This window comes from Marinomonas gallaica, assembly GCF_049821165.1.
Taxonomy (GTDB): domain Bacteria; phylum Pseudomonadota; class Gammaproteobacteria; order Pseudomonadales; family Marinomonadaceae; genus Marinomonas; species Marinomonas gallaica.
Window position 1 is genome coordinate 800,112 of record NZ_CP187511.1, and the last position, 18,912, is coordinate 819,023.

The 18,912-nt window shown below is 47.4% G+C and carries 17 protein-coding genes; 4 read left to right on the top strand and 13 right to left on the bottom strand.

The genetic code is table 11. The annotated features are described in order from the left end of the window. Window positions 1–9 precede the first annotated feature (9 nt). The 11 genes from ACPUEK_RS03710 to ACPUEK_RS03760 all read right to left on the bottom strand — a co-directional run bounded on the left by ACPUEK_RS03710 (window position 10) and on the right by ACPUEK_RS03760 (window position 12,554). Window positions 10–1,863, bottom strand: a complete 1,854-nt coding sequence (locus tag ACPUEK_RS03710) for a DUF294 nucleotidyltransferase-like domain-containing protein (protein ID WP_067222267.1) — start codon at window positions 1,861–1,863, stop codon at window positions 10–12. 12 nt (window positions 1,864–1,875) lie between these two features. Then, window positions 1,876–2,439, bottom strand: a complete 564-nt coding sequence (locus ACPUEK_RS03715; RefSeq protein WP_425642370.1) for a TMEM165/GDT1 family protein — start codon at window positions 2,437–2,439, stop codon at window positions 1,876–1,878. Between the two features lie 264 nt (window positions 2,440–2,703). Then, window positions 2,704–4,290 carry a BCCT family transporter gene (locus tag ACPUEK_RS03720; protein WP_067222271.1) on the bottom strand — a complete coding sequence of 529 codons (1,587 nt, stop codon included), beginning with the start codon at window positions 4,288–4,290 and terminating at the stop codon, window positions 2,704–2,706. A gap of 276 nt (window positions 4,291–4,566) precedes the next feature. After that, a complete protein-coding gene (gene hemW, locus ACPUEK_RS03725; protein WP_425642371.1) occupies window positions 4,567–5,736 on the bottom strand; it encodes a radical SAM family heme chaperone HemW in 1,170 nt (389 codons plus the stop codon). Beyond that, window positions 5,733–6,338 (bottom strand): RdgB/HAM1 family non-canonical purine NTP pyrophosphatase, encoded by a 606-nt coding sequence (gene rdgB, locus ACPUEK_RS03730; RefSeq protein ID WP_425642373.1) that lies wholly within the window; start codon window positions 6,336–6,338, stop codon window positions 5,733–5,735. Before rdgB ends, hemW begins: the two co-directional genes overlap by 4 nt. Before the next feature lie 10 nt (window positions 6,339–6,348). After that, complete coding sequence (locus ACPUEK_RS03735; protein WP_425642374.1) at window positions 6,349–6,780, bottom strand: DUF4426 domain-containing protein; 432 nt, start codon at window positions 6,778–6,780, stop codon at window positions 6,349–6,351. Between the two features lie 15 nt (window positions 6,781–6,795). Beyond that, entirely contained in the window at window positions 6,796–7,386 is a 591-nt protein-coding gene (gene metW / locus ACPUEK_RS03740) for a methionine biosynthesis protein MetW (RefSeq protein WP_067033976.1), read from the bottom strand. Next, on the bottom strand, window positions 7,386–8,543 hold the full coding sequence (metX, locus tag ACPUEK_RS03745; RefSeq protein ID WP_425642375.1) for a homoserine O-succinyltransferase MetX: 1,158 nt from the start codon (window positions 8,541–8,543) through the stop codon (window positions 7,386–7,388). The genes metW and metX overlap by 1 nt, the downstream gene beginning before the upstream one ends. A 161-nt stretch (window positions 8,544–8,704) precedes the next feature. After that, window positions 8,705–10,591, bottom strand: a complete 1,887-nt coding sequence (locus ACPUEK_RS03750; RefSeq protein WP_425642376.1) for a methyl-accepting chemotaxis protein — start codon at window positions 10,589–10,591, stop codon at window positions 8,705–8,707. Window positions 10,592–10,683: 92 nt separating this feature from the next. Beyond that, window positions 10,684–11,268, bottom strand: coding sequence for a 16S rRNA (guanine(966)-N(2))-methyltransferase RsmD (gene rsmD / locus ACPUEK_RS03755; protein ID WP_425642378.1), 585 nt, complete (start codon window positions 11,266–11,268; stop codon window positions 10,684–10,686). Continuing rightward, window positions 11,265–12,554, bottom strand: a complete 1,290-nt coding sequence (locus ACPUEK_RS03760; protein ID WP_425642379.1) for a hypothetical protein — start codon at window positions 12,552–12,554, stop codon at window positions 11,265–11,267. The genes rsmD and ACPUEK_RS03760 overlap by 4 nt, the downstream gene beginning before the upstream one ends. A gap of 167 nt (window positions 12,555–12,721) precedes the next feature. Here ACPUEK_RS03760 and ftsY point away from each other — a divergent pair, with 167 nt between their 5' ends. From ftsY to rpoH, 4 genes are all read left to right on the top strand, one after another. After that, window positions 12,722–14,014, top strand: coding sequence for a signal recognition particle-docking protein FtsY (ftsY, locus tag ACPUEK_RS03765; RefSeq protein WP_425642381.1), 1,293 nt, complete (start codon window positions 12,722–12,724; stop codon window positions 14,012–14,014). 38 nt (window positions 14,015–14,052) lie between these two features. Continuing rightward, a complete protein-coding gene (ftsE, locus tag ACPUEK_RS03770) occupies window positions 14,053–14,724 on the top strand; it encodes a cell division ATP-binding protein FtsE (protein WP_067033931.1) in 672 nt (223 codons plus the stop codon). Then, window positions 14,725–15,747, top strand: a complete 1,023-nt coding sequence (ftsX, locus tag ACPUEK_RS03775; RefSeq protein ID WP_067033916.1) for a permease-like cell division protein FtsX — start codon at window positions 14,725–14,727, stop codon at window positions 15,745–15,747. It begins immediately after the preceding gene. A gap of 129 nt (window positions 15,748–15,876) precedes the next feature. Then, the gene (gene rpoH / locus ACPUEK_RS03780; protein ID WP_425642382.1) at window positions 15,877–16,743 is read left to right on the top strand and encodes an RNA polymerase sigma factor RpoH; all 867 of its coding nucleotides are present in this window, start codon (window positions 15,877–15,879) and stop codon (window positions 16,741–16,743) included. 243 nt (window positions 16,744–16,986) lie between these two features. On the opposite strand, the gene ACPUEK_RS03785 is transcribed toward rpoH, so the two are convergent. After that, complete coding sequence (locus tag ACPUEK_RS03785) at window positions 16,987–17,850, bottom strand: energy transducer TonB (protein ID WP_067222304.1); 864 nt, start codon at window positions 17,848–17,850, stop codon at window positions 16,987–16,989. A gap of 6 nt (window positions 17,851–17,856) precedes the next feature. Next, window positions 17,857–18,810, bottom strand: a complete 954-nt coding sequence (gene gshB / locus ACPUEK_RS03790; RefSeq protein WP_067222306.1) for a glutathione synthase — start codon at window positions 18,808–18,810, stop codon at window positions 17,857–17,859. Between the last annotated feature and the right edge of the window lie 102 nt (window positions 18,811–18,912).

The following is an 18,912-nucleotide window of genomic DNA, read 5'->3' on the forward strand; positions in this document are numbered from 1 at the left end:
TGGCAGTACTTAGCCTTTTCCAGGGTAACGGTATTTTAAGAACTCTTGCTGACGTGAAACGATGTTGAATGCATCACGTAAATGACGGCGCTCAAATTCGGATAAGGTTTCTGGGTCAACGTTGTTATTAGGGAACTCATCTTCTTCGATTTGGTTCTTCTGGTTTTTGATACGTACCATGCCGATCATTTCCAGCGCAAGAATCAAATCGCGAGCTCGACCATCCGGCATAATGCCGGCTTCCTCAATATCTTCTAAACGCTCAAAAGTGTTCAGTTTATTCGAGCCTAATGCCAACGCATGCACGCGTACCAAATCGGCAATCGGTGCAATACCGCGAGATTTTAAGTTAAAAGTACGTGACTGTTTCCCCTCGCCATCCAGTACAAACTGTCGGAAGAACCCCAATGGCGGTGTACGCTGGTTTGCATTACGCGCCAGCGCAGATAAGAAACCTTTATTTTCTTTGGCTAACTCACGGATATAGCTGTTTAGCTGACGAGCAAGGGTCTTATCTCCGTAAATGCCGCGTAGATCGAAGAAGATCGACACATGAAGCAAGGCTTCGGCTTTCGGTTTTTCGATCCACTCCGCAAAGGTTTTCTTCCACTCAGATAAGGGGATGCGCCAGCGTGGATTCATCGCCATGATGTCCCCTGTACAAAGAGGGTAACCACAGCGGTCTAGATTTTTACAGACGTAATCGCTCAGCTCGCGGAAATAGTCACCATGCAATGCTTTGTCATAACGGTCGTGCAAAATCAGCGCATTATCTTGGTCAGTACTGATGGTTTGTTCTTCTCGTGCTTGAGACCCAAGCGCTAGGAAACAGTAAGGAATAGGCGGCGGCCCTAATTCACGTTCGGCAAGCTGCAACAATCGCTTCACAAAGGCTACGCCAATGTGCGACATCGCATTGCCAATCATTTGTGTGTTGGCATCGGCGTTGACCAGCTGCGTAAAAATGTGGTCCATTTTCTGGCTAATGGCAACTAATCCGTCGACATCTTCTTGTTTGAAAATATCGCTGATGACATAGACTGAACCGTGGCTTTCACGTTGCACCAAATCGCCAGTGCTGATCACGCCGAAAGGACGACCGTTTTTTACCACCGGTAAATGGTGAATATTGGTCGCCATCATTTTTAGCACCGCTTCGGAGGCAAAGTCACCCGCGTCGACCGTCACTGGGTTTTGCGTCATGATCATATCGACACGCACATCCAGCGGTAAACCTTTTGCCACAACACGATTACGTAAGTCGCGGTCGGTTAAAATACCGACCAGACTGTTATTTTCGGTAATCAACAAAGAAGAAACACGCTCGTTCGACATGATATTGGCCGCCGTTTTGATGTCAACATCATGGTTGGCCGTAATCGGTGGGCGACGAAGAAGCGAATGCACGGGACAGGTCATCAACGATAAATCGGATGATTGGTTGTCCATAGCTGTCTTCAAACGGACTTCACGAGAAAGCTCAAAGAAGTCGGAGAAAGAGTCGAACTCGCTGTAAAACTGAATAAACCAGCGAGCAGGGATACGGTAAAGTAACGAATCTTCTAACGCCATCATGGTATGTGATGAACGCCCCCCACGTAGCAAGGAGGACGAGCCAAACACATCGCCTTCATGCATACGACGTAGTAGCTTGCCGTTCTTGTTCTTAGCTTCAATCGCACCTGAACGAATAAAGAAAAGTGTTTGGTTACGTGCTTCAGGCGCAATCGCCCATTCGCCCGCCCGCAGGTAGGTGATTTCAATGTCTTTCACCATGTCCTGCAAAATCGGCTCATCTTTTAAATCAATAAAAGGGGCGTATTCACACAGTGTATCCAATATTTCCGAGAGTTCGACGTCCATAAATGTCCTCGCTTATACGGCAGGGTATAAAATGGCAGCGATCCCCATTAAGACAAACAAAACACATGCCGCGATACGTGTTTTCTTGGGATCAATTCGTTGCATTAGCCATTGACCGGCGTATACAACGGGCACATTTGCGATCAGCATACCAATCGTTGAACCAACGGTTACCCATAGTACCGAATGATAGTTAGCACCTAATAATACGGTAGCAATCTGTGTCTTGTCGCCCACTTCTGCAATGAAAAACAAGATAAAAGTGGCGAAAAAGGCTCCAGACTTTAGGAATTTGCTCTCTTCGCTGTCATCTTTATCTGGAATCAGTATCCACAGGCCGACGACTATAAAGCTAGCACCGATTACCCAGTTTACCCAAGTACCCGGAATCCAGTTAGTAATTTGAACGCCAATCCACGCAGAGATTAAATGGTTAATGATGGTCGCAGCAACGATGCCAAGCACTATTTGGAACTTTGACGAGAATCGAGCAGCGAGAAACAGCGCGAGCAATTGGGTTTTATCACCCATTTCGGCTAGAGCAACGGTAGAGATTGAGGTAAGGACGGCTTCCATTAAGTGTATCCAACGGTGGGCGATTAAACATAAGACGAATAGCTTGTGCCCACCTGGAACAAGCGATCGTCTTAAGTCTCATCAATCCAGCGCGTGATGCGTATGGACTCCATTGCCATGAGCGTGAGGCTCAATTATGTTGACAGTGGATCTTCGTGAACGAAGAAGATTACTCCCTTAAGAGGACGGGCAGTATAAACGAAGCGGCCCTATAAAAACAATAAAGGCGGGTTGCCCCGCCTTTATAATTATTAAACGTTATGACTAACGCACAAATTTAAGGTCTGATTGTAAGCCTTTAAACAAGCTGACACACATGACCAGTAGCAACACGGTAAATGGCAAACCAATGGTAATTGCTGCCGCTTGAATTGCGGTTAAGGCTTCAGAGCCACCCCCCACAAGCAGTGCGACCGCGATAATACCTTCAAGAATAGCCCAGAACACACGTTGTGACATTGGGGCATCAGTTTTACCACCTGCAGTAATGCCGTCAATTACCAGAGAGCCGGAGTCGGAAGACGTTACAAAGAACACCAACACCAAGACAATCGCAATGAATGAAATGATCGAAGTAAGTGGTAAGTGCTCAAACATTTGGAACATGGCCAATGACGCATCAGTAATGCCGTTTTCTGCGAGTGAGCCAACACCTTGCTGGACTTGCTCAATCGCTGAGCCACCAAAGATTGCCATCCACACCATAGACACCAGTGTAGGTACTAGCAATACAGCTGTAATAAACTCACGAATAGTACGGCCACGTGAAACACGTGCGATAAACATGCCGACAAATGGAGACCAACTGATCCACCAAGCCCAGTAGAAGACAGTCCAGCCATGGTAGAAGGTTTGGTCTTCACGGCCGACCATGTTACTGAGCGGGATAATATTCTCTAGGTAGCCGACGAAGATGGTTCCCATCGCTCCAAAAATGGCACCTGTGTGGCCGACAACAAGAACAAAAACCGCTAACAATGCCGCAATGATCATGTTGATGTTAGACAGCAACTTCACACCGCCATCTAAACCACGAGCAACGGAAATAATAGCCACCCCTGTTACCACAGCAATGACGATAATCTGCGTTGTCAGAGTGTTTGGGATATCAAATAAGAAGTTCAAACCACTGGTCGCTTGTTGTGCACCAAAGCCAAGCGACGTTGCAAGACCAAATATGGTGGCAATAACGGCCAGAATGTCGACAAAGTGACCTAGTACACCCCAGACGCGTTCGCCAAATAAGGGATAGAATGCTGAGCGGATGGTAAGCGGTAAGCCTTTGTTGTAGGCAAAGAAAGCAAGCGACAGAGCAACGATCGCGTAAATAGCCCAAGGATGAAGACCCCAGTGAAACATGGTAGCCCCCATGGCAAGTGATTCTGCCTCGGGCGTATTAGCCACAACATTGAGCGGAGTGCCATACCAGCCGGTATAGTACGCCACAGGCTCTGCCACACTCCAGAACATTAGGCCGATACCCATACCTGCTGCGAAGAGCATACAGAACCATGTAAGAGTGGAGTGTTCCGGCTTAGCTTCTGTACCGCCGAGACGAATCTTACCCATAGGCAAGACAATCAGCGCTAAACAGAATAGGACGAAGATGTTACCAGCGACCATGAAAAACCAGTCGAATTGATTGATCGACCAGCCACGTGCGGCCATTAAGACATCTTTAGCGTTGTCAGGAAAGGCGATGGAGCCGATGACGAAAGCGAAGATAATAAATGCCGAGATGCCAAACACAGGGTTATGCACATCTAATCCGAGGAATTGTACGTTGTCCTGACCCGCTTTATAGGACGTATCGTACTCTTCCCGGCCTTTCTCCGAGGAACCTTTGCTCATATTGTTTCTCCAAATCGTATTTGGTGGTAACAATTGGAATGAAGGCCGTCCATAAACTGAACATAAAACACAACTTCTAAGCAGCCATTCCAATTGTCGCTCTGCGAGGCAATACCGGTAAGTTGGATTACGTTCGCGTTGATAACGATCAGCTCATAACCCTGAGCTGGCAGCTTTTGAATACGCAACGCCATAAGCATCAAATAGCGCCTATGGCTTGCAAAACCGAGAATGGCAGTAAGTTATTTAGATGTCAAATGATTGTAAGGGGATTTTTTATTCGTTAATAAACAGCTCAAGCAGCTCATTAAGGAACAGTTTTCCCTTCTCTGTGGTGCAGATAATTCCTGCATCAAAGCGCTCTTTATCCAGCAATTCTAACGAGACCGCTCGCTGGCAAGCCTCGAAAAGCTGTGTTGGCACAGTACGATAGGCGTAGATTTCATAGTCCTTTAGCGAAAATGCTTCAAACAGACGTAAGCGGTTCATCATGAACTCTAAGGGTAAATCCTCTACATTAATAGCTTCTTTGATAGACAGTGCTTCAGGCAGGTTATTGAGGTAGTGATTCGGATGTCGGGTCTTTCGTGTACGAAATATTTCCCCATTTGCCAGTGTGATCTTTCCATGCGCACCTGCTCCAATGCCGATGTAATCACCAAAACGCCAATAGTTTAAATTGTGTTGAGCTTGACGGTTTTGTTTGGCATTGGCAGAAATTTCATACTGCTGGTAGCCATTTTTCTCAAGCAACTCAAGCCCGGCATCTTGAATATTCCAGAGGGTGTTGTCCTCTGGCAGAGTGGGCGGGCGGCGGTAAAATTCCGTATTTGGCTCAATGGTTAGCTGGTACCAAGAGAGGTGTTCTGGGTTGAGATCAATAGCAAGTTGTAAGTCTGCTAAGGCCATTTCGAGGCTTTGATCAGGTAAACCATGCATCAAATCTAAGTTGATATTATCGAAACCGGCTAAGCGAGACTTATCCACAGCTTGGATGGCTTCTTCGCGGTTGTGGATTCTTCCTAGGGTTTTCAACAGGTTTGGCTGGAAACTTTGGATGCCAATGGATAGTCGATTGATGCCTGCTTTGCGAAAGTGGGCGAATTTCTCTTGTTCAAACGTACCAGGATTGGCTTCCATGGTGATCTCAGCGCCATCCACCCAATCGAGCTTCTCACGCAGCGCATCAAACAGCTGATAGTAGAAATCCGCACTCATTAAGCTTGGTGTGCCACCGCCAATGAACGCTGTTTGAATAGGACGTCCGGCGACATACGCCAAGTCCACGTCGAGATCCGCCAGCAATTGGTCTAAGTAGGCTTGCTCCGGCAGTTGACCATTTTCTTCAAAGCGATCGGCTTGATGTGAATTGAAGTCACAATACGGACATTTTCGTACGCACCAAGGGACATGAATATAAAGGCTTAGAGGCGGTAAATGGCTCATAGCATTTGACGGGCTTTAAACGCCTCGACCAGATCTTTTAAGGCTTTGGCGCGATGACTTAGCTGGTTTTTGACTTCTTTTGGCAAGCTAGCTGAGCTGCAGCCTTTTTCAGGCACATAAAAGATGGGGTCATAGCCAAACCCTTCGACACCTTCAGCGGACTCCAAAATACGACCTTCCCATGTGCCATGGGCAATAATAGGCGTTGGATCGTCTTTATGACGCATAAAAGCGAGCACACAATGGAAACGTGCGCTGCGCTGTTCGGCAGGCACACCATCAAGTTTTTCAAGCAGCAGTGCGTTGTTAGCTTCATTGTTGCCGTGGTCGCCTGCGAAACGCGCTGAGTAAATCCCCGGCGCACCCTTTAAGAAATCCACTTCGATACCGGAGTCATCGGCTAATGCAGGTAACCCTGTTGCGGCACAGGCGTGACGCGCTTTAAGAATGGCGTTTTCGACGAACGTTAAACCGGTTTCGTCAGCATCCTCAACGTGAAAGTCTCTTTGAGGTTTTACTTCAAAGTTAAATTGACTTAATAGGGCATTAAATTCTTTGATCTTGCCAGCATTGTTGCTGGCGAGCACGATGGTTTGGCTCATCTGATTACCTTTAGTCCACGTAAACGTGGCGTTGGAATGTGACCGTCATGGGTTGGTTGTCTGCACTGAGTTTCGCCTGGACGGTAAATTTTAAAATTTCGTCATCGGTTTTAGTGAAAGGCGCTAGATAGTAAATCGAGTCGCCTTCTTCAATGGTCATAAACTCTAATGACACGATCTGCCCCAATAGGTTGGTTACCTTAGCGGACACGATTGCGCGTTGAGATTGTGGCAGTGCCCCCGGATCTTGAGTGGTCACGGCCACATTTAACAAGCCTCGACCTTTGCTGCGAATGAGACCGTATTGATTAGCAATCTGAGGCGTTAAAAAAGTGGATTCGAAGGTGTTGTAATGCAGCTGATAGGGTCCGAAGTCCGTCACTTGATCTGCGTGGGCAAACGATACCAATAGGGTGGTAAAAACACCTAGAAACCATTTCATAATCTCTCTCCGACGTTAGCGGCTTACTTTGAAAATAGCAGTCTCGCTAAATAAATTGGGCATTAAACGAGTCCACCAATGATCATGCAATTGTCCATCAACAGCGGCCCAGCGTTGTACTTTTAGGCCTTTGTCCTGACATAAGTCGCGAAAATCGTTAAAAGTACAGAAGTGGATGTTGGGAGTGTCGTACCAATTGTAAGGCAAGAACTCGGACACAGGCATGTGACCTTTAATGCCTAAGTGTACGCGGTTGCGCCAGTGACCGAAGTTAGGGAAGGTGATGATCGCTTCTTTGCCAATGCGTAACATTTCGTCGAGCAACAAATCTGGTCGACGGAACTGCTGAAGCGCATGCGCCATCACAACCACTTCAAACCCTTGTTCTTCAAAGTTCTGAAGTCCTTGGTCAATGTCCTGCTCTAGAACAGGGATGCCTCTTTCGATACACATATTAATGTTTTCAGCGTCGATCTCTAAACCATAACCTGCGACATTTTTGTGCTCGCTTAAGTGGGCAAGCAACGCGCCGTCGCCACAGCCTAAATCTAATACGCGAGAGTTGGACGGGATCCAATCACTGATGAGCTGTAAGTCTGCACGCATTAGGCATTCTCCTTAGGTAAACGTTTAGCAACACGACTTAAAAAACCGCGCAGGGCATTCATGTAGCGTGGAATCGGGAATAAGAATGCATCGTGGCCTTCAATGGCTTCGATTTTGGTGTAGCTCACATGTTTGCCTGAGCGAATCAAAGCATCAACGATCTCTTCGCTGCGAGCAGGGGAAAAACGCCAGTCTGTTGTGAACGAGACTAATAGGAATTCACATTGTGCTTTGCTGAGTACTTTTGCCAAGTCACCGCCTTCGCGCGCCGCCGGGTCAAAGTAATCCAGAGCTTTGGTCATCAGCATATAGGTATTGGCATCAAAGCGCTTGGTAAAGGCTTCGCCTTGGTAACGTAGGTAGCTTTCCACCTCAAACTCAACTTCGTAGTTGTATTGGTAGGTATCGTGGCGCATTTGGCGGCCAAATTTATTGCCCATCGAATCATCGGACAAATAGGTAATGTGTCCTAACATGCGGGCTAAGCCTAAACCATTGGTCGGTATGGTGTCTTGTTCGATGTATTGACCGTCATGGAATTGTGGATCACGGCGAATAGATTGGCGTGCGACTTCATTAAAGGCGATGTTCTGTGTCGATAGCTTAGGTGCTGAGGCGATAATGGCCGCGGCTTGAAGACGGTCAGGGTAACGTACGCTCCAGTCTAAGACCTGCATGCCGCCTAGACTGCCACCGACGATGGCCGCAAAGGTTTGAATACCAAAACGATCCGCAAAGCGCGCTTGGGTTTCGACCCAGTCCTCCACGGTCACCATGGGGAACTCAGCACCCCAGACTTTACCCGTAGCGGGATTGACCGTTGTTGGGCCAGTGCTACCTGAGCAGCCACCGAGGTTATTCAAACTGATGACGAAGAAGTGGTTGGTATCAATCGGCTTACCTGGGCCGATCGCAGAATCCCACCAGCCTGGTTTACGATCTTCCATGGAATGATACCCTGCCGCATGGTGATCGCCGCTCAACGCATGGCAAATCAAGATAGCGTTGCTGGCGTCAGCGTTAAGTTCTCCATACGTTTCATAAACAAGCTGATAATTAGGCAGAGTCTGACCACAAGCCAGCACTAACGGTGTATCGAAGTGTGCTACCTGTGGTGTGATAAGCCCCACAGAATCGACAGGAATGGTATCCGGCATAGGTTGTGCGTTTCCTGATGAAAGTAAGCGAAATGCCGCGCTGTGAGCGACCGATAGAATTCTTTTAATGGAGGCACAGTCTAGCGTTTGCGCTACAGGGCATCAAGAGAGGGACGTAAAACCCGACCAGTAATCGTACTGGTCGGGCGCTTTTAGAACGATTAGCGTAGGGTGAAGACGCGGGTTTTGTCCGCCAAGCTACTTGCCATGTCGTGAATCTGATGAGCGCTGTTAACAATCAGTTCTATGGAGTGACTGTCTTCGCTCAGTTGTTGAGCGATTTGATCCATTTCAGTGCTCATTTGTACGGCGGTGCTGGCAACGTCTTGAATAGAGGTCGCCATTTCATCAGAGGCCTGTGAGCTGGTCTGCGCGTTATTTTCGATGGTGCGAATGGCACTTTCTGCTTCACCACCATTTTGCTCGATAACACGTAGACGTTCTTGGCCTTGTTCCATCGTCTCTATTGCTGTTTTGGTGGACGTCTGTATGGTGCTGACAATGTCTGTGATTTTTGAGGTGGCGTCGACGGTTTTCTCGGCGAGCGAACGGACCTCATCGGCGACTACCGAGAAACCACGGCCTGCTTCTCCTGCACGGGCCGCTTCAATCGCGGCGTTCAATGCAAGCAAGTTGGTTTGGTTCGCTAGATCATTGATCATGCCGATCACGTTATCAATGTCGGAAGACAAACGACCCAGTTCATCGAGTTGTTTACCCGTTAGGTTAACTGCATCCACGGTGCCTTTCAGGTTATCCAATACCACACGAATGGTTTTGGCACCGGCTTTCGCAGATTCATAGGTTTCGCTTGAATGCTCGCGAAGCTCAGCGGTGGTTGAAGATAGGTTGGTGATACGGCCGGATATATCATCCGTTGCAACCGCAAGAGAGCTGGTACGTTCGGTGACGGAGCGATTATTGTCCGCAATATTGGTAATGGCGCCATTTAAATCATTGACCATTGAGCTCACGCTAGAGGTGGTCATGACAACGTCACTCAACACATTGCCTAAACCGCCGGTCATTTCATTAAGTGATTTGCTGAGCGCATCAAACTCGTCATTACGTTTGTTGTTAATAGCGGCTTTGGCGGTCATGTCGCCTTCTTTAACCTTGGTTAAATCTGCGATGACTTGCATGAGTGTATTACGCGCACTACGACCAATGCTCATCATCAATAATAATGAAACAAGAGAGACCGCAATTGAGACGGCTATTAATGTGTAAAGCGATTGATTACTTTGTCGGTCTGAGGCGACTTCCGCTTGTTGGACATAATTGCTAATCAACTCAGCGAGAGCCATTTGACCTTCGGCAAATTGGTTCTTTTCTTGATCGAAGCGTTGTTCTGCTTGTCGCAGTGAGTCGAAGGCTGGCCCGTAAGCTAATAGTGCCTCGTAATATTCTGCGGCCACCGGACCGATGCTGTCTTTGAAGCCAAAGTCATTTACCTTGGAAATAAAACGGTCATAGCTTTTTTGCAGATCGGCGAGTACTTCAGCGTCTGGATGGCTAAGATAAGTGGCTTCAAATTTGCGGACGTTGACAAACTCACGACGCAATAGACTTAGGCGCTCGACATTCGTAGCAATTTGCTCGCCTAGCATAGACACTTTGCCTTTCAAACCAGATGTATTACTGAAGCCAATGATGCTACGCTTTTCTGCCAAATCTAATAGGGCATTAGCATAATTTTCTAACGTAGACTGTGAAGATTGTAAGGCACTGACCAATTGTTCTTGGTCAGCCATGTTGATGTCTTTTTTGAAAATTTCTATGTCTTTCTGTTTGCGAGCTTCCAGTGTGGTGATGTACGCCGTGTAGTTAGCATCATTAAGATTGCGTAGCTGATCGGCGGCTTCCAGAATGCCAAGGCTGACCTTATCGACACTGGAGCCGATATCCCCATAAACACGCAGTTTTTGATTGGCCTCTTGTTGGGCATTCATTCCATTGATAGCGACCAGTGTAACAAGCGTAAAACCAACGACAGCACAAACTAGCAAACACAGCAGTTTGGCCCTAAAGGACAGGTTGTTCAACATACATCACCTTCAACCATTAAATAACGATATCGTTCAAAAATAGAGCATTGGGTGTTCAGTATGCAAGCATCGTGCAATTTTAAATAGTAATTTTAAGTTATTACTTTGTATAAGGCGTAAGTGAGCTGTCCAGCGCACTTTTCTTTTTCGAGCTGCCAGTGGTTTGGTAGGCAGCTCAGGGCGTTTTCACTCTCTTTTTCGATGTAAATATAACCATTGGGTTTGAGCCATCCTTCAGAAATCATAGGAATGATTTTTTCAAGCAACCCTTTTCTAAAAGGTGGGTCTAAGAAGATGATATCGAAGGCTATTGGTGGGGTGTTAAGGTAAGCCATTGCATCGCGGTTAATCACACTTCCATTGCTGGCTTTTAACGTTGTGAGATTATGGGTGATCTGCTGTGCAACGGCTCGGTTAAGTTCTACAAACGTGCATTCTTTTGCACCACGAGAGAGCGCCTCCAATCCCAGTGCACCAGACCCAGCAAACAGATCCAAACAGCTCGCCCCAGGAATATCGAAGTTTAACCAGTTAAAAACCGTTTCGCGCACGCGGTCAGTGGTGGGACGTAATCCGTCTAAATCTAAAATGGGTAACTGGCGAGAACGCCAATCACCACCAATGATGCGCAGTTTTGATTGGCCTTTAGTGTTATTGGCCTTAGTAGGTTTTCTCATAGCTTTATTAGAACTTCTTGACGAGATGATGGAATCAACAGCTGTTCGAGGTGCTGTCGGTATTGCTCTATTGTAAAAGAGTTCGCGGCTTCACTGTAGTGTTGAGCAAAATCATTCAGTGATAAGGGGGATTTCGGCATCGCGACACTGGTCGCAATTGCACGCCACCAATCTGGATTTTGGCTAAGAGCGGGTAATTGCTGTAGAAGCTGATCTTTCAGCGCGTTAAACGCCGCTTGCTCTTGATAGCTCGGTAACTGGTCAGGTGCAATCCAGCTTGTATGCGATTGAGACGATGCTGGGTCGGCTAACAATACAGACTGAGGTGTTTCTATTTGCCAATTCACGAAGGCTTGTGGCGACTCTAAGTGCAGCTGCCATTGTCCTGCTTGGCTGTTAAAACGTTTCTTCTGTGCTTGTAAGCTGTCTTTTGCCCAGACTTGAAGCGTGAGCCAATCCGTAACAGAGGTGATTGGAGCAATTCCTAGTGCGCCATACACGGCACTGAGTGATTGATCACCAATCTCAGACGATGACGGTGCTGTAGCAAGCTGCCTATCACTGTTTGCAGAACCTTGTTGCATGGATTGTGTGAGAGCATTGAGCCCTTGCTGTAAGGGTTCAATGGTATTGTCGTTCAGCGCTCCAGTGATGACGATGTGAGATACCTGCTGTTTGATTAAACCAAAGTGTTGCGTTAGTTGCTTTACGGTGATTTGTTGTACAGACGAGGGCGTCGCTAGTGCGGAGTTAGGAAAAAGTTGCAGCATCAATTGCTGCTGACCAATATCGTTACGCTGGTGCTGTTGCCAACTTTGTAATGCGGCCTCTTTAAATTGCGTTTTGTTTAGCCATGCGCTGAGCACATTTAAGGTCGCTGTAAGAAACTGCGGTCGATTGCTGAGTGAGACGCTAATCTGCTGTTGGCTTACGGAATATCGTGTTTCTGCCGCGGCTGCAATGGGGGTTAAGCGCTGATTAATCGTCGCCGTGCTCAGTGGCAGTGTTGGGCCTGTGAGCAAAGACAGGGTGGCGGCCGTGAGCTGAGGTGATTGCGCATTACTATTAAACACAATGGCAAGTGATAGCTTATCACTGCCTTCCCAGTCATCTTGCGTAAGCCAATACACAGGAATTCCGGATGCGGTTTGCCAAGTTTCGATGTTAGGTGTCGCAAGGTTAACACGCGTACTGGTTAAATTTAGCAGCCAAACAGCAAGAGTGGTGACTACTATAATGACGGCTAATACGGGACGACTAAATAACGGCTTATCGCGTTTAAACATAGAATTGTCGCTTGAAGAATGAGATAGAGTACATTTTTCCACGAAAGTGGGGCTTTTTGCTAATAGGAATGATGCTAAAATCACCGTTTTTAACGCAACTACGCCTTGGTTTGCTCGGCGTCGCGATTCAATTACCCATCCATTGGGATCAATCTAGAGAGATGTGAATGGAATTTGTAGATCAGATAATCGCTTATTTAACACCATATTTTGGTGAATACGCTCGCTTCGCACCGATTGCTATCGGTGTGATATTGGCCATCTTTGCTTTCATCATTAAACGTTCTGTTATGAAAAGCATGGATGCCGACATTAAAGCGGCGAAACAAAAGCCGCTAGACACGTCTGCCGAGCCACAACCTGAGTCGTCCGAACCTGAAGGCATTAGTGAGCCAATTGTCGAGGCCGAGACAAAAGCGGCTACGGGGACAAAAGCGGCTACGGAAACAAAAGATGAGAAGCCTGAGGTTGTTGTGGCTGCGCCGGAAGAGTCTGCTCCTGATGCCGTTGCTCAACCCGAACCGGCTCCGACTCCAGTACCGGCGCTTTCTTGGTCCCAGCGCATTAAAGCTGGGTTGGCGCGTACTCGTGGTGGCTTTGGCTTGTCTTCTCTTCTCATGGGCAGTAAAAAAGTCGATGACGATTTAATCGAAGAGCTGGAAACGCAACTACTAATGGCGGATGTGGGGGTGGCGGCTACACAGTCATTAATTGACTCCTTAAATGCCAAGCTGAGCCGTAAAGAGCTGAAAGACACCGATGCTCTCATGCGCACCTTAAAAGGTGAGTTGCAGGACATCTTAGTGAACTCCGAAAAACCGTTAGTACCTGAACACAAAGACGGCCCATTTGTTATCTTAATGGTAGGCGTTAATGGCGTGGGTAAAACGACGACCATTGGTAAGTTGGCGAAGAAGTATCAAGCCGAAGGCAAGAGTGTGATGTTGGCCGCCGGTGATACCTTCCGCGCGGCCGCCGTTGAGCAACTTCAAGTATGGGGCGATCGCAATAATGTCCCTGTGGTCGCACAGCATACGGGCGCGGATTCAGCCTCTGTGATTTACGACGCCATCGAATCTGCGAAATCCCGCGGTGTCGATATTGTCATTGCAGATACAGCAGGCCGATTGCAGAACAAAGCGAACTTGATGAGCGAGCTTGAAAAAGTGGTTCGTGTCATGAAGAAGCTCGATGTGGCGGCGCCACATGAAGTGATGTTGGTACTCGACGCGGGGACTGGTCAAAATGCGTTAAGCCAAGCAAAGCTGTTTACCGAAGCCGTCGGTGTGTCCGGTATTACGTTGACAAAATTAGATGGTACCGCGAAAGGCGGCATCATCTTCGCGATTGCAAAGCAATTCAGTTTGCCTATTCGATACATTGGTGTGGGCGAGCAAGCAGACGATTTACGTCCGTTTAAGTCTCAAGAATTTGTTGACGCTTTATTTGAGAGTGAGTAACAGTTAGATTAAACCAGTCAACAACAGGGGATGTCTGCGTGGAAATTGAGTTTCAACGAGTAGGGAAAAAATATGAGAGCGGTCATGATGCTTTGTCGCAGGTGAGTTTTCATCTACGACAAGGGGAAATGGCCTTTCTCACAGGCCATTCAGGGGCCGGTAAAAGTACCTTGATGAAACTCATTATGATGATTGAACGTCAAACTACAGGGACTATTTTAGTCGATGGCGTCGATCTTCGTACGTTAGGTAAACATGCGATTCCTTACCACCGCCGCCGTGTCGGTGTGGTATTCCAAAATCACCAACTTTTGTTTGATCGTAGCGTGTTTCACAATGTGGCTTTACCGTTGCAAGTGAGCGGAGCGGATGACGATCAAACAGGCAAACGCGTACGCGCGGCATTGGATAAAGTGGGGCTGTTGGGCAAAGAAAAACTCAACCCGATGGCGTTGTCTGGTGGTGAGCAGCAGCGTATCGGCATTGCGCGTGCGGTGGTTAACAAACCTCAATTGCTGCTGGCCGACGAACCAACAGGTAATCTAGACCCCCGGTTGTCTGCTGAAATTATGAACTTATTCCAAGAGTTTAATCGAGTTGGTGTGACGGTTATGGTGGCGAGCCATGACTTGGCGCTGGTGGCGCGCATGCGTCATCGTGTATTGACGTTAAATCAAGGCCGAATGGTCAATGATGGAGGGTTTGCTTAAATGGCAAGACCTCCTCAACAGCGCTCTGCTGCACAGCGTGGCGCGACTCGTCAGGCACATTCAGCAAAGCAAAAGCCTGCTTGGCGTGCCCAAGGGTTTGATTTCAAATTGTACCTACGTCAGCATCAAGCCTTCCTTATTGAAAGTTTGACTCGGCTGCTAGGTCATCCTCTTGCCAGCGCTATGACAATTATGGTCATTGCGATCTCGCTATCTTTGCCAGGCGGGTTATTTGTTTTATTGAAAAACGTGCAATCGGTGACTGACCGTTGGGAGCAGCAGTCGGTTATTTCGCTGTATTTGTTTTCTCAGTTAGAGGACACCGAAGCGCTTTCGTTGTCTCATCAATTGTCGAGCCGAGCCGATGTATTGTCAGTCGAGTACATTTCTAAAGAAGAAGGCCTACGCTACTTCGAGCAGTCCAGCGGTTATGAGCAGATCATGTCTACGTTGCCTGAAAACCCGTTGCCGATCGTTTTAAAAGTTATCCCCAAAGCGATTGTTGATCTCAATACCCTGCCGGACTTACAAGCACTACGAGACCATTTACAAAGTCTGCCGCAAGTTGAATATGCGCAGTTAGATGCAGAGTGGTTGCAGCGTCTTGCGACGATGATCAGCTTTGGTGAGCGCTTTGTATACGCCATTTCTGCTTTGCTGGTCATTGCAGTGTTGTTGATTGTTGGTAACACGATTCGTATGGCGGTTGAAAGTCGTCGTGATGAAGTGCTTGTCATGAAACTTGTAGGGGCAACGAACAGTTATATTCGTCGACCTTTCTTATACATGGGGTTCTGGTTTGGCGTGCTAGGCGGTTTATTCGCCTCAATCTGCATACTTATGTTGTCGTGGTGGGTGAGTTCGCCTGCTGAGCAATTGATTGAGCTTTATCACGCAGGTTTCGAGCTACAAAGTTTTAATGCAGTTGAAATTATAATGTGTTTAACTATCAGCGCAGTGATTGGCGTGTTCGGCTCTTGGGTCGCAGTAAGTCGCCATATCCGCGATATTGAGTTGCAGTAATTGAGGAAGAATCCCCCTCGTAATATTGACAAATTGAGGTCAATTCTCCACATTTACCGCACACACAGTGTGAACTTTGTTGCTAGTATTTGCTCATACTCAGTATGAACACGAAGAGGTAAAATAGAAATGGGTCAAGCTCTCCAGCCAATCGACATGATGACTCCAGGTCAAAATCTTGAGTCGTATGTTCAGGCCGTTAGTACCATTCCAATTTTGTCAGCGGATGAGGAACGCGAGTTAGCAGAACGTCTTTATTACCAAAGCGATTTAGAGGCTGCACGCTCGTTGGTTATGTCTCACCTGCGTTTTGTCGTACATATTGCTAAAAGTTACTCTGGATACGGCCTGAACCAAGGCGATTTAATCCAAGAAGGTAACGTTGGCTTAATGAAAGCGGTTAAGCGTTTCAATCCAGAAGTGGGCGTGCGCTTGGTATCTTTCGCCGTGCATTGGATTAAAGCCGAAATTCATGAATTCATTCTGAAGAACTGGCGTATTGTGAAAGTCGCGACGACTAAAGCACAACGCAAAATGTTCTTTAACTTACGCAGTGCTAAGAAAACACTCACGTGGTTAAGTAATTCTGAAGTTGAGTCGGTTGCCAGCGATCTCGGTGTAACGCCTGAAGTTGTACGTCAAATGGAAGGGCGCATGAGCTCTTCTGATATGGCATTTGATGCCAGTGGTGATGACGATGATGACAGCGCATACCAAGCACCTGCTAACTATTTAGAAGATTCGAGCTACGATCCAGCGATGGTGCTTGAACATGGCAACTGGGAAGCCGACTCTAACCGTCGTCTTGAAAGTGCGATGCTAGAGCTTGATGACCGCAGTCGAGATATATTGATTAAGCGTTGGTTGAGTGAAAATAAATCTACCTTGCATGATCTTGCCGATGAATATTCGGTATCGGCTGAACGTATCCGTCAGCTTGAAAAGAATGCGATGAAAAAGATTCGATTAGCCATGGGCGAAGCACAGTTTCACTAAGCTTCTATCCCTAATTAACAACTAAAAAGCCCTTCATGTGAGGGCTTTTTTGTGTCTTGAAAAACTTAACTCACTGCTAGCACTTTATAGCCACTTGGCTAATTCTATTGTGTGGAAAGCGTCTTATGTATCAGTTTGGCTTGCGCTATGTCTCATGCTTCGACGCGTCAGCGCTTCCCTGATACATAAGACGCTTTCTATCTAGGAAGGTTAATGGTTTTAGCTAATGGCGTTGTTGAGAGATTACTGACTGCGTAATCGATTACCTGGTACAAACTGCCAGGTGCGGATGATTTCGAGTTGGTCCACTTCTTTTTTTAGTTCCGTAGGGAAGCTATCAAAGGGTTCTGCTAAGCGGACGGTTCGCATGGCGGCATCATCCAGCACGCGTATACCAGAGGACTGCAGTACCTCAATACTTTCGACATAACCATTCGGCATGATGGCGACTGCTAGGCGCAGCTGGCCATAAAGGTGGTTCTGCTTAGCTTCAGAAGGGTAGTGAATATTACCGATTCGCTCGATTTTGCGGCGCCAGTCATCGAGGTATTTGGCATCAATGGCGGATTTTGCGGAGACTGAGGTTAGGCGTCGAATACGTGGGCGTTTGGCATAGGATTGACGTTGTTGATCAAGTAGCGCTTCGAGTGTTGCGATATCGCTCGACAGTCTACTCGGCACTTGAGTCTTGCCCAGAAACTGCTCTTCCAGGGTTTTGTTCTGTTGTTCTGGGTCGTCCAGTACCCGAAAGACATCACTCTGATTGCGACTGGCGATGAGTTGCGGGTCTTTGACGGGTTCTGCTGACGCCAATTCGGGTTGGACGGGAGGGGTGATGTCTTGAATCTCGTCTGACCGGAATTGAGCGGTTTCTGTGGTGGTTAGCTTCTGTTTGCGTAGCTCTGTGCCACTTGCCTGTTGATTGGCTTGGGCAATGAAATCGGCTTCTTTAGGCGCGTCAGATTTGTGCTGAACCAGTGTTACTTCGAGCGCTTTCCTAGGAGCAGCTTGTCCCATGGAGAAATCAAAGTTCACCAGTGTAATTGCCATCAAGTGTAGGCTGATGGCAATAAACAGGGTGATTGAAAAGCGATCTGCGCTGCGCATAGCGAATTATCGAGCGTTTAAACGCGCCTCAATGGCGTCCATGAGGGTCATGCCAATGTTCAATCCATATTGGTCATCTAATTGGCGGACACAGGTTGGGCTGGTGACATTGATTTCCGTTAGATAGTCGCCGATGACGTCTAAACCGACGAACATTAGGTCTTTTTCTTTTAGCGTAGGAATGACTTGATCGCAGATCCAACGGTCTCGTTCACTGAGTTCACGCCCCTCACCACGACCGCCAACAGCTAGGTTTCCCCGTGTTTCACCCGCAGCTGGAATGCGAGCCAAAGCATAAGGAATAGGCTTGCCGTCGACGATAAGAATACGCTTGTCACCTTGTTTTATTTCTGGAATGTATTTTTGGGCCATGATCTGTTCAGTCCCCAGACTCGTCAAGGTCTCGATGATCACTCCCACATTGGAGTCGTCTTCTTTAAGGCGGAAAATGGAGCTACCGCCCATGCCATCCAATGGTTTGAAAATCACGTCTTTATGCTTTTTATGGAACGCTTTGAGTAGATCACCACGGCGAGTAACGAGCACTTCAGGGCAGCATTGCGGGAACTGTGTCGCGAACAGCTTTTCATTACACTCTAAAAGAGATTTTGGGTTGTTGACCACTAGTGTACCGTCGCGCTGGGCTTGATCTAGAATCATGGTGCTGTGCATGAATGCACTGTCAAATGGCGGATCTTTGCGCATTAAAATAACATCCAGATCACCCAAAGCCATCATGCTCTCTTCACCGAGTTCATAGAAGTGATCAGGGTCTTTGAAAACGCTCAGCGGCTTAGTCATAGCAAAGGCACGACCATTGTCGAGAAAGAGGTCAGACTGCTCCATGTAATACAAAGACCAACCTTTATCGGCGGCTGCCCATAGCATGGCGAGAGAGGTATCTTTTTTGTAATTAATGGCTTGGATAGGATCCATTACGATGCCGAGTTTAATGGTCATGATGTACTTTTCCTGTTACAGCGCACAGGCCTATTGGGTCTATGGCAAAAGTTTTATATAGGGAAGAGTATAAGGACTCGGGACAGGAAAGATAAGGGTTGA

What these genes read in the sequence shown, in the direction of transcription:
- rpoH (WP_425642382.1), top strand. Translation starts at nt 15,877, where the DNA reads ATGGGTCAAGCTCTCCAGCCAATCGACATGATGACTCCAGGTCAAAAT.
- ACPUEK_RS03750 (WP_425642376.1), bottom strand. Translation starts at nt 10,591, where the DNA reads ATGTTGAACAACCTGTCCTTTAGGGCCAAACTGCTGTGTTTGCTAGTT.
- ACPUEK_RS03720 (WP_067222271.1), bottom strand. Translation starts at nt 4,290, where the DNA reads ATGAGCAAAGGTTCCTCGGAGAAAGGCCGGGAAGAGTACGATACGTCC.
- rsmD (WP_425642378.1), bottom strand. Translation starts at nt 11,268, where the DNA reads ATGAGAAAACCTACTAAGGCCAATAACACTAAAGGCCAATCAAAACTG.
- ACPUEK_RS03735 (WP_425642374.1), bottom strand. Translation starts at nt 6,780, where the DNA reads ATGAAATGGTTTCTAGGTGTTTTTACCACCCTATTGGTATCGTTTGCC.
- ACPUEK_RS03710 (WP_067222267.1), bottom strand. Translation starts at nt 1,863, where the DNA reads ATGGACGTCGAACTCTCGGAAATATTGGATACACTGTGTGAATACGCC.
- rdgB (WP_425642373.1), bottom strand. Translation starts at nt 6,338, where the DNA reads ATGAGCCAAACCATCGTGCTCGCCAGCAACAATGCTGGCAAGATCAAA.
- ftsX (WP_067033916.1), top strand. Translation starts at nt 14,725, where the DNA reads ATGGCAAGACCTCCTCAACAGCGCTCTGCTGCACAGCGTGGCGCGACT.
- metX (WP_425642375.1), bottom strand. Translation starts at nt 8,543, where the DNA reads ATGCCGGATACCATTCCTGTCGATTCTGTGGGGCTTATCACACCACAG.
- ACPUEK_RS03785 (WP_067222304.1), bottom strand. Translation starts at nt 17,850, where the DNA reads ATGCGCAGCGCAGATCGCTTTTCAATCACCCTGTTTATTGCCATCAGC.
- hemW (WP_425642371.1), bottom strand. Translation starts at nt 5,736, where the DNA reads ATGAGCCATTTACCGCCTCTAAGCCTTTATATTCATGTCCCTTGGTGC.
- ftsY (WP_425642381.1), top strand. Translation starts at nt 12,722, where the DNA reads ATGGAATTTGTAGATCAGATAATCGCTTATTTAACACCATATTTTGGT.
- metW (WP_067033976.1), bottom strand. Translation starts at nt 7,386, where the DNA reads ATGCGTGCAGACTTACAGCTCATCAGTGATTGGATCCCGTCCAACTCT.
- ACPUEK_RS03715 (WP_425642370.1), bottom strand. Translation starts at nt 2,439, where the DNA reads ATGGAAGCCGTCCTTACCTCAATCTCTACCGTTGCTCTAGCCGAAATG.
- ACPUEK_RS03760 (WP_425642379.1), bottom strand. Translation starts at nt 12,554, where the DNA reads ATGTTTAAACGCGATAAGCCGTTATTTAGTCGTCCCGTATTAGCCGTC.
- gshB (WP_067222306.1), bottom strand. Translation starts at nt 18,810, where the DNA reads ATGACCATTAAACTCGGCATCGTAATGGATCCTATCCAAGCCATTAAT.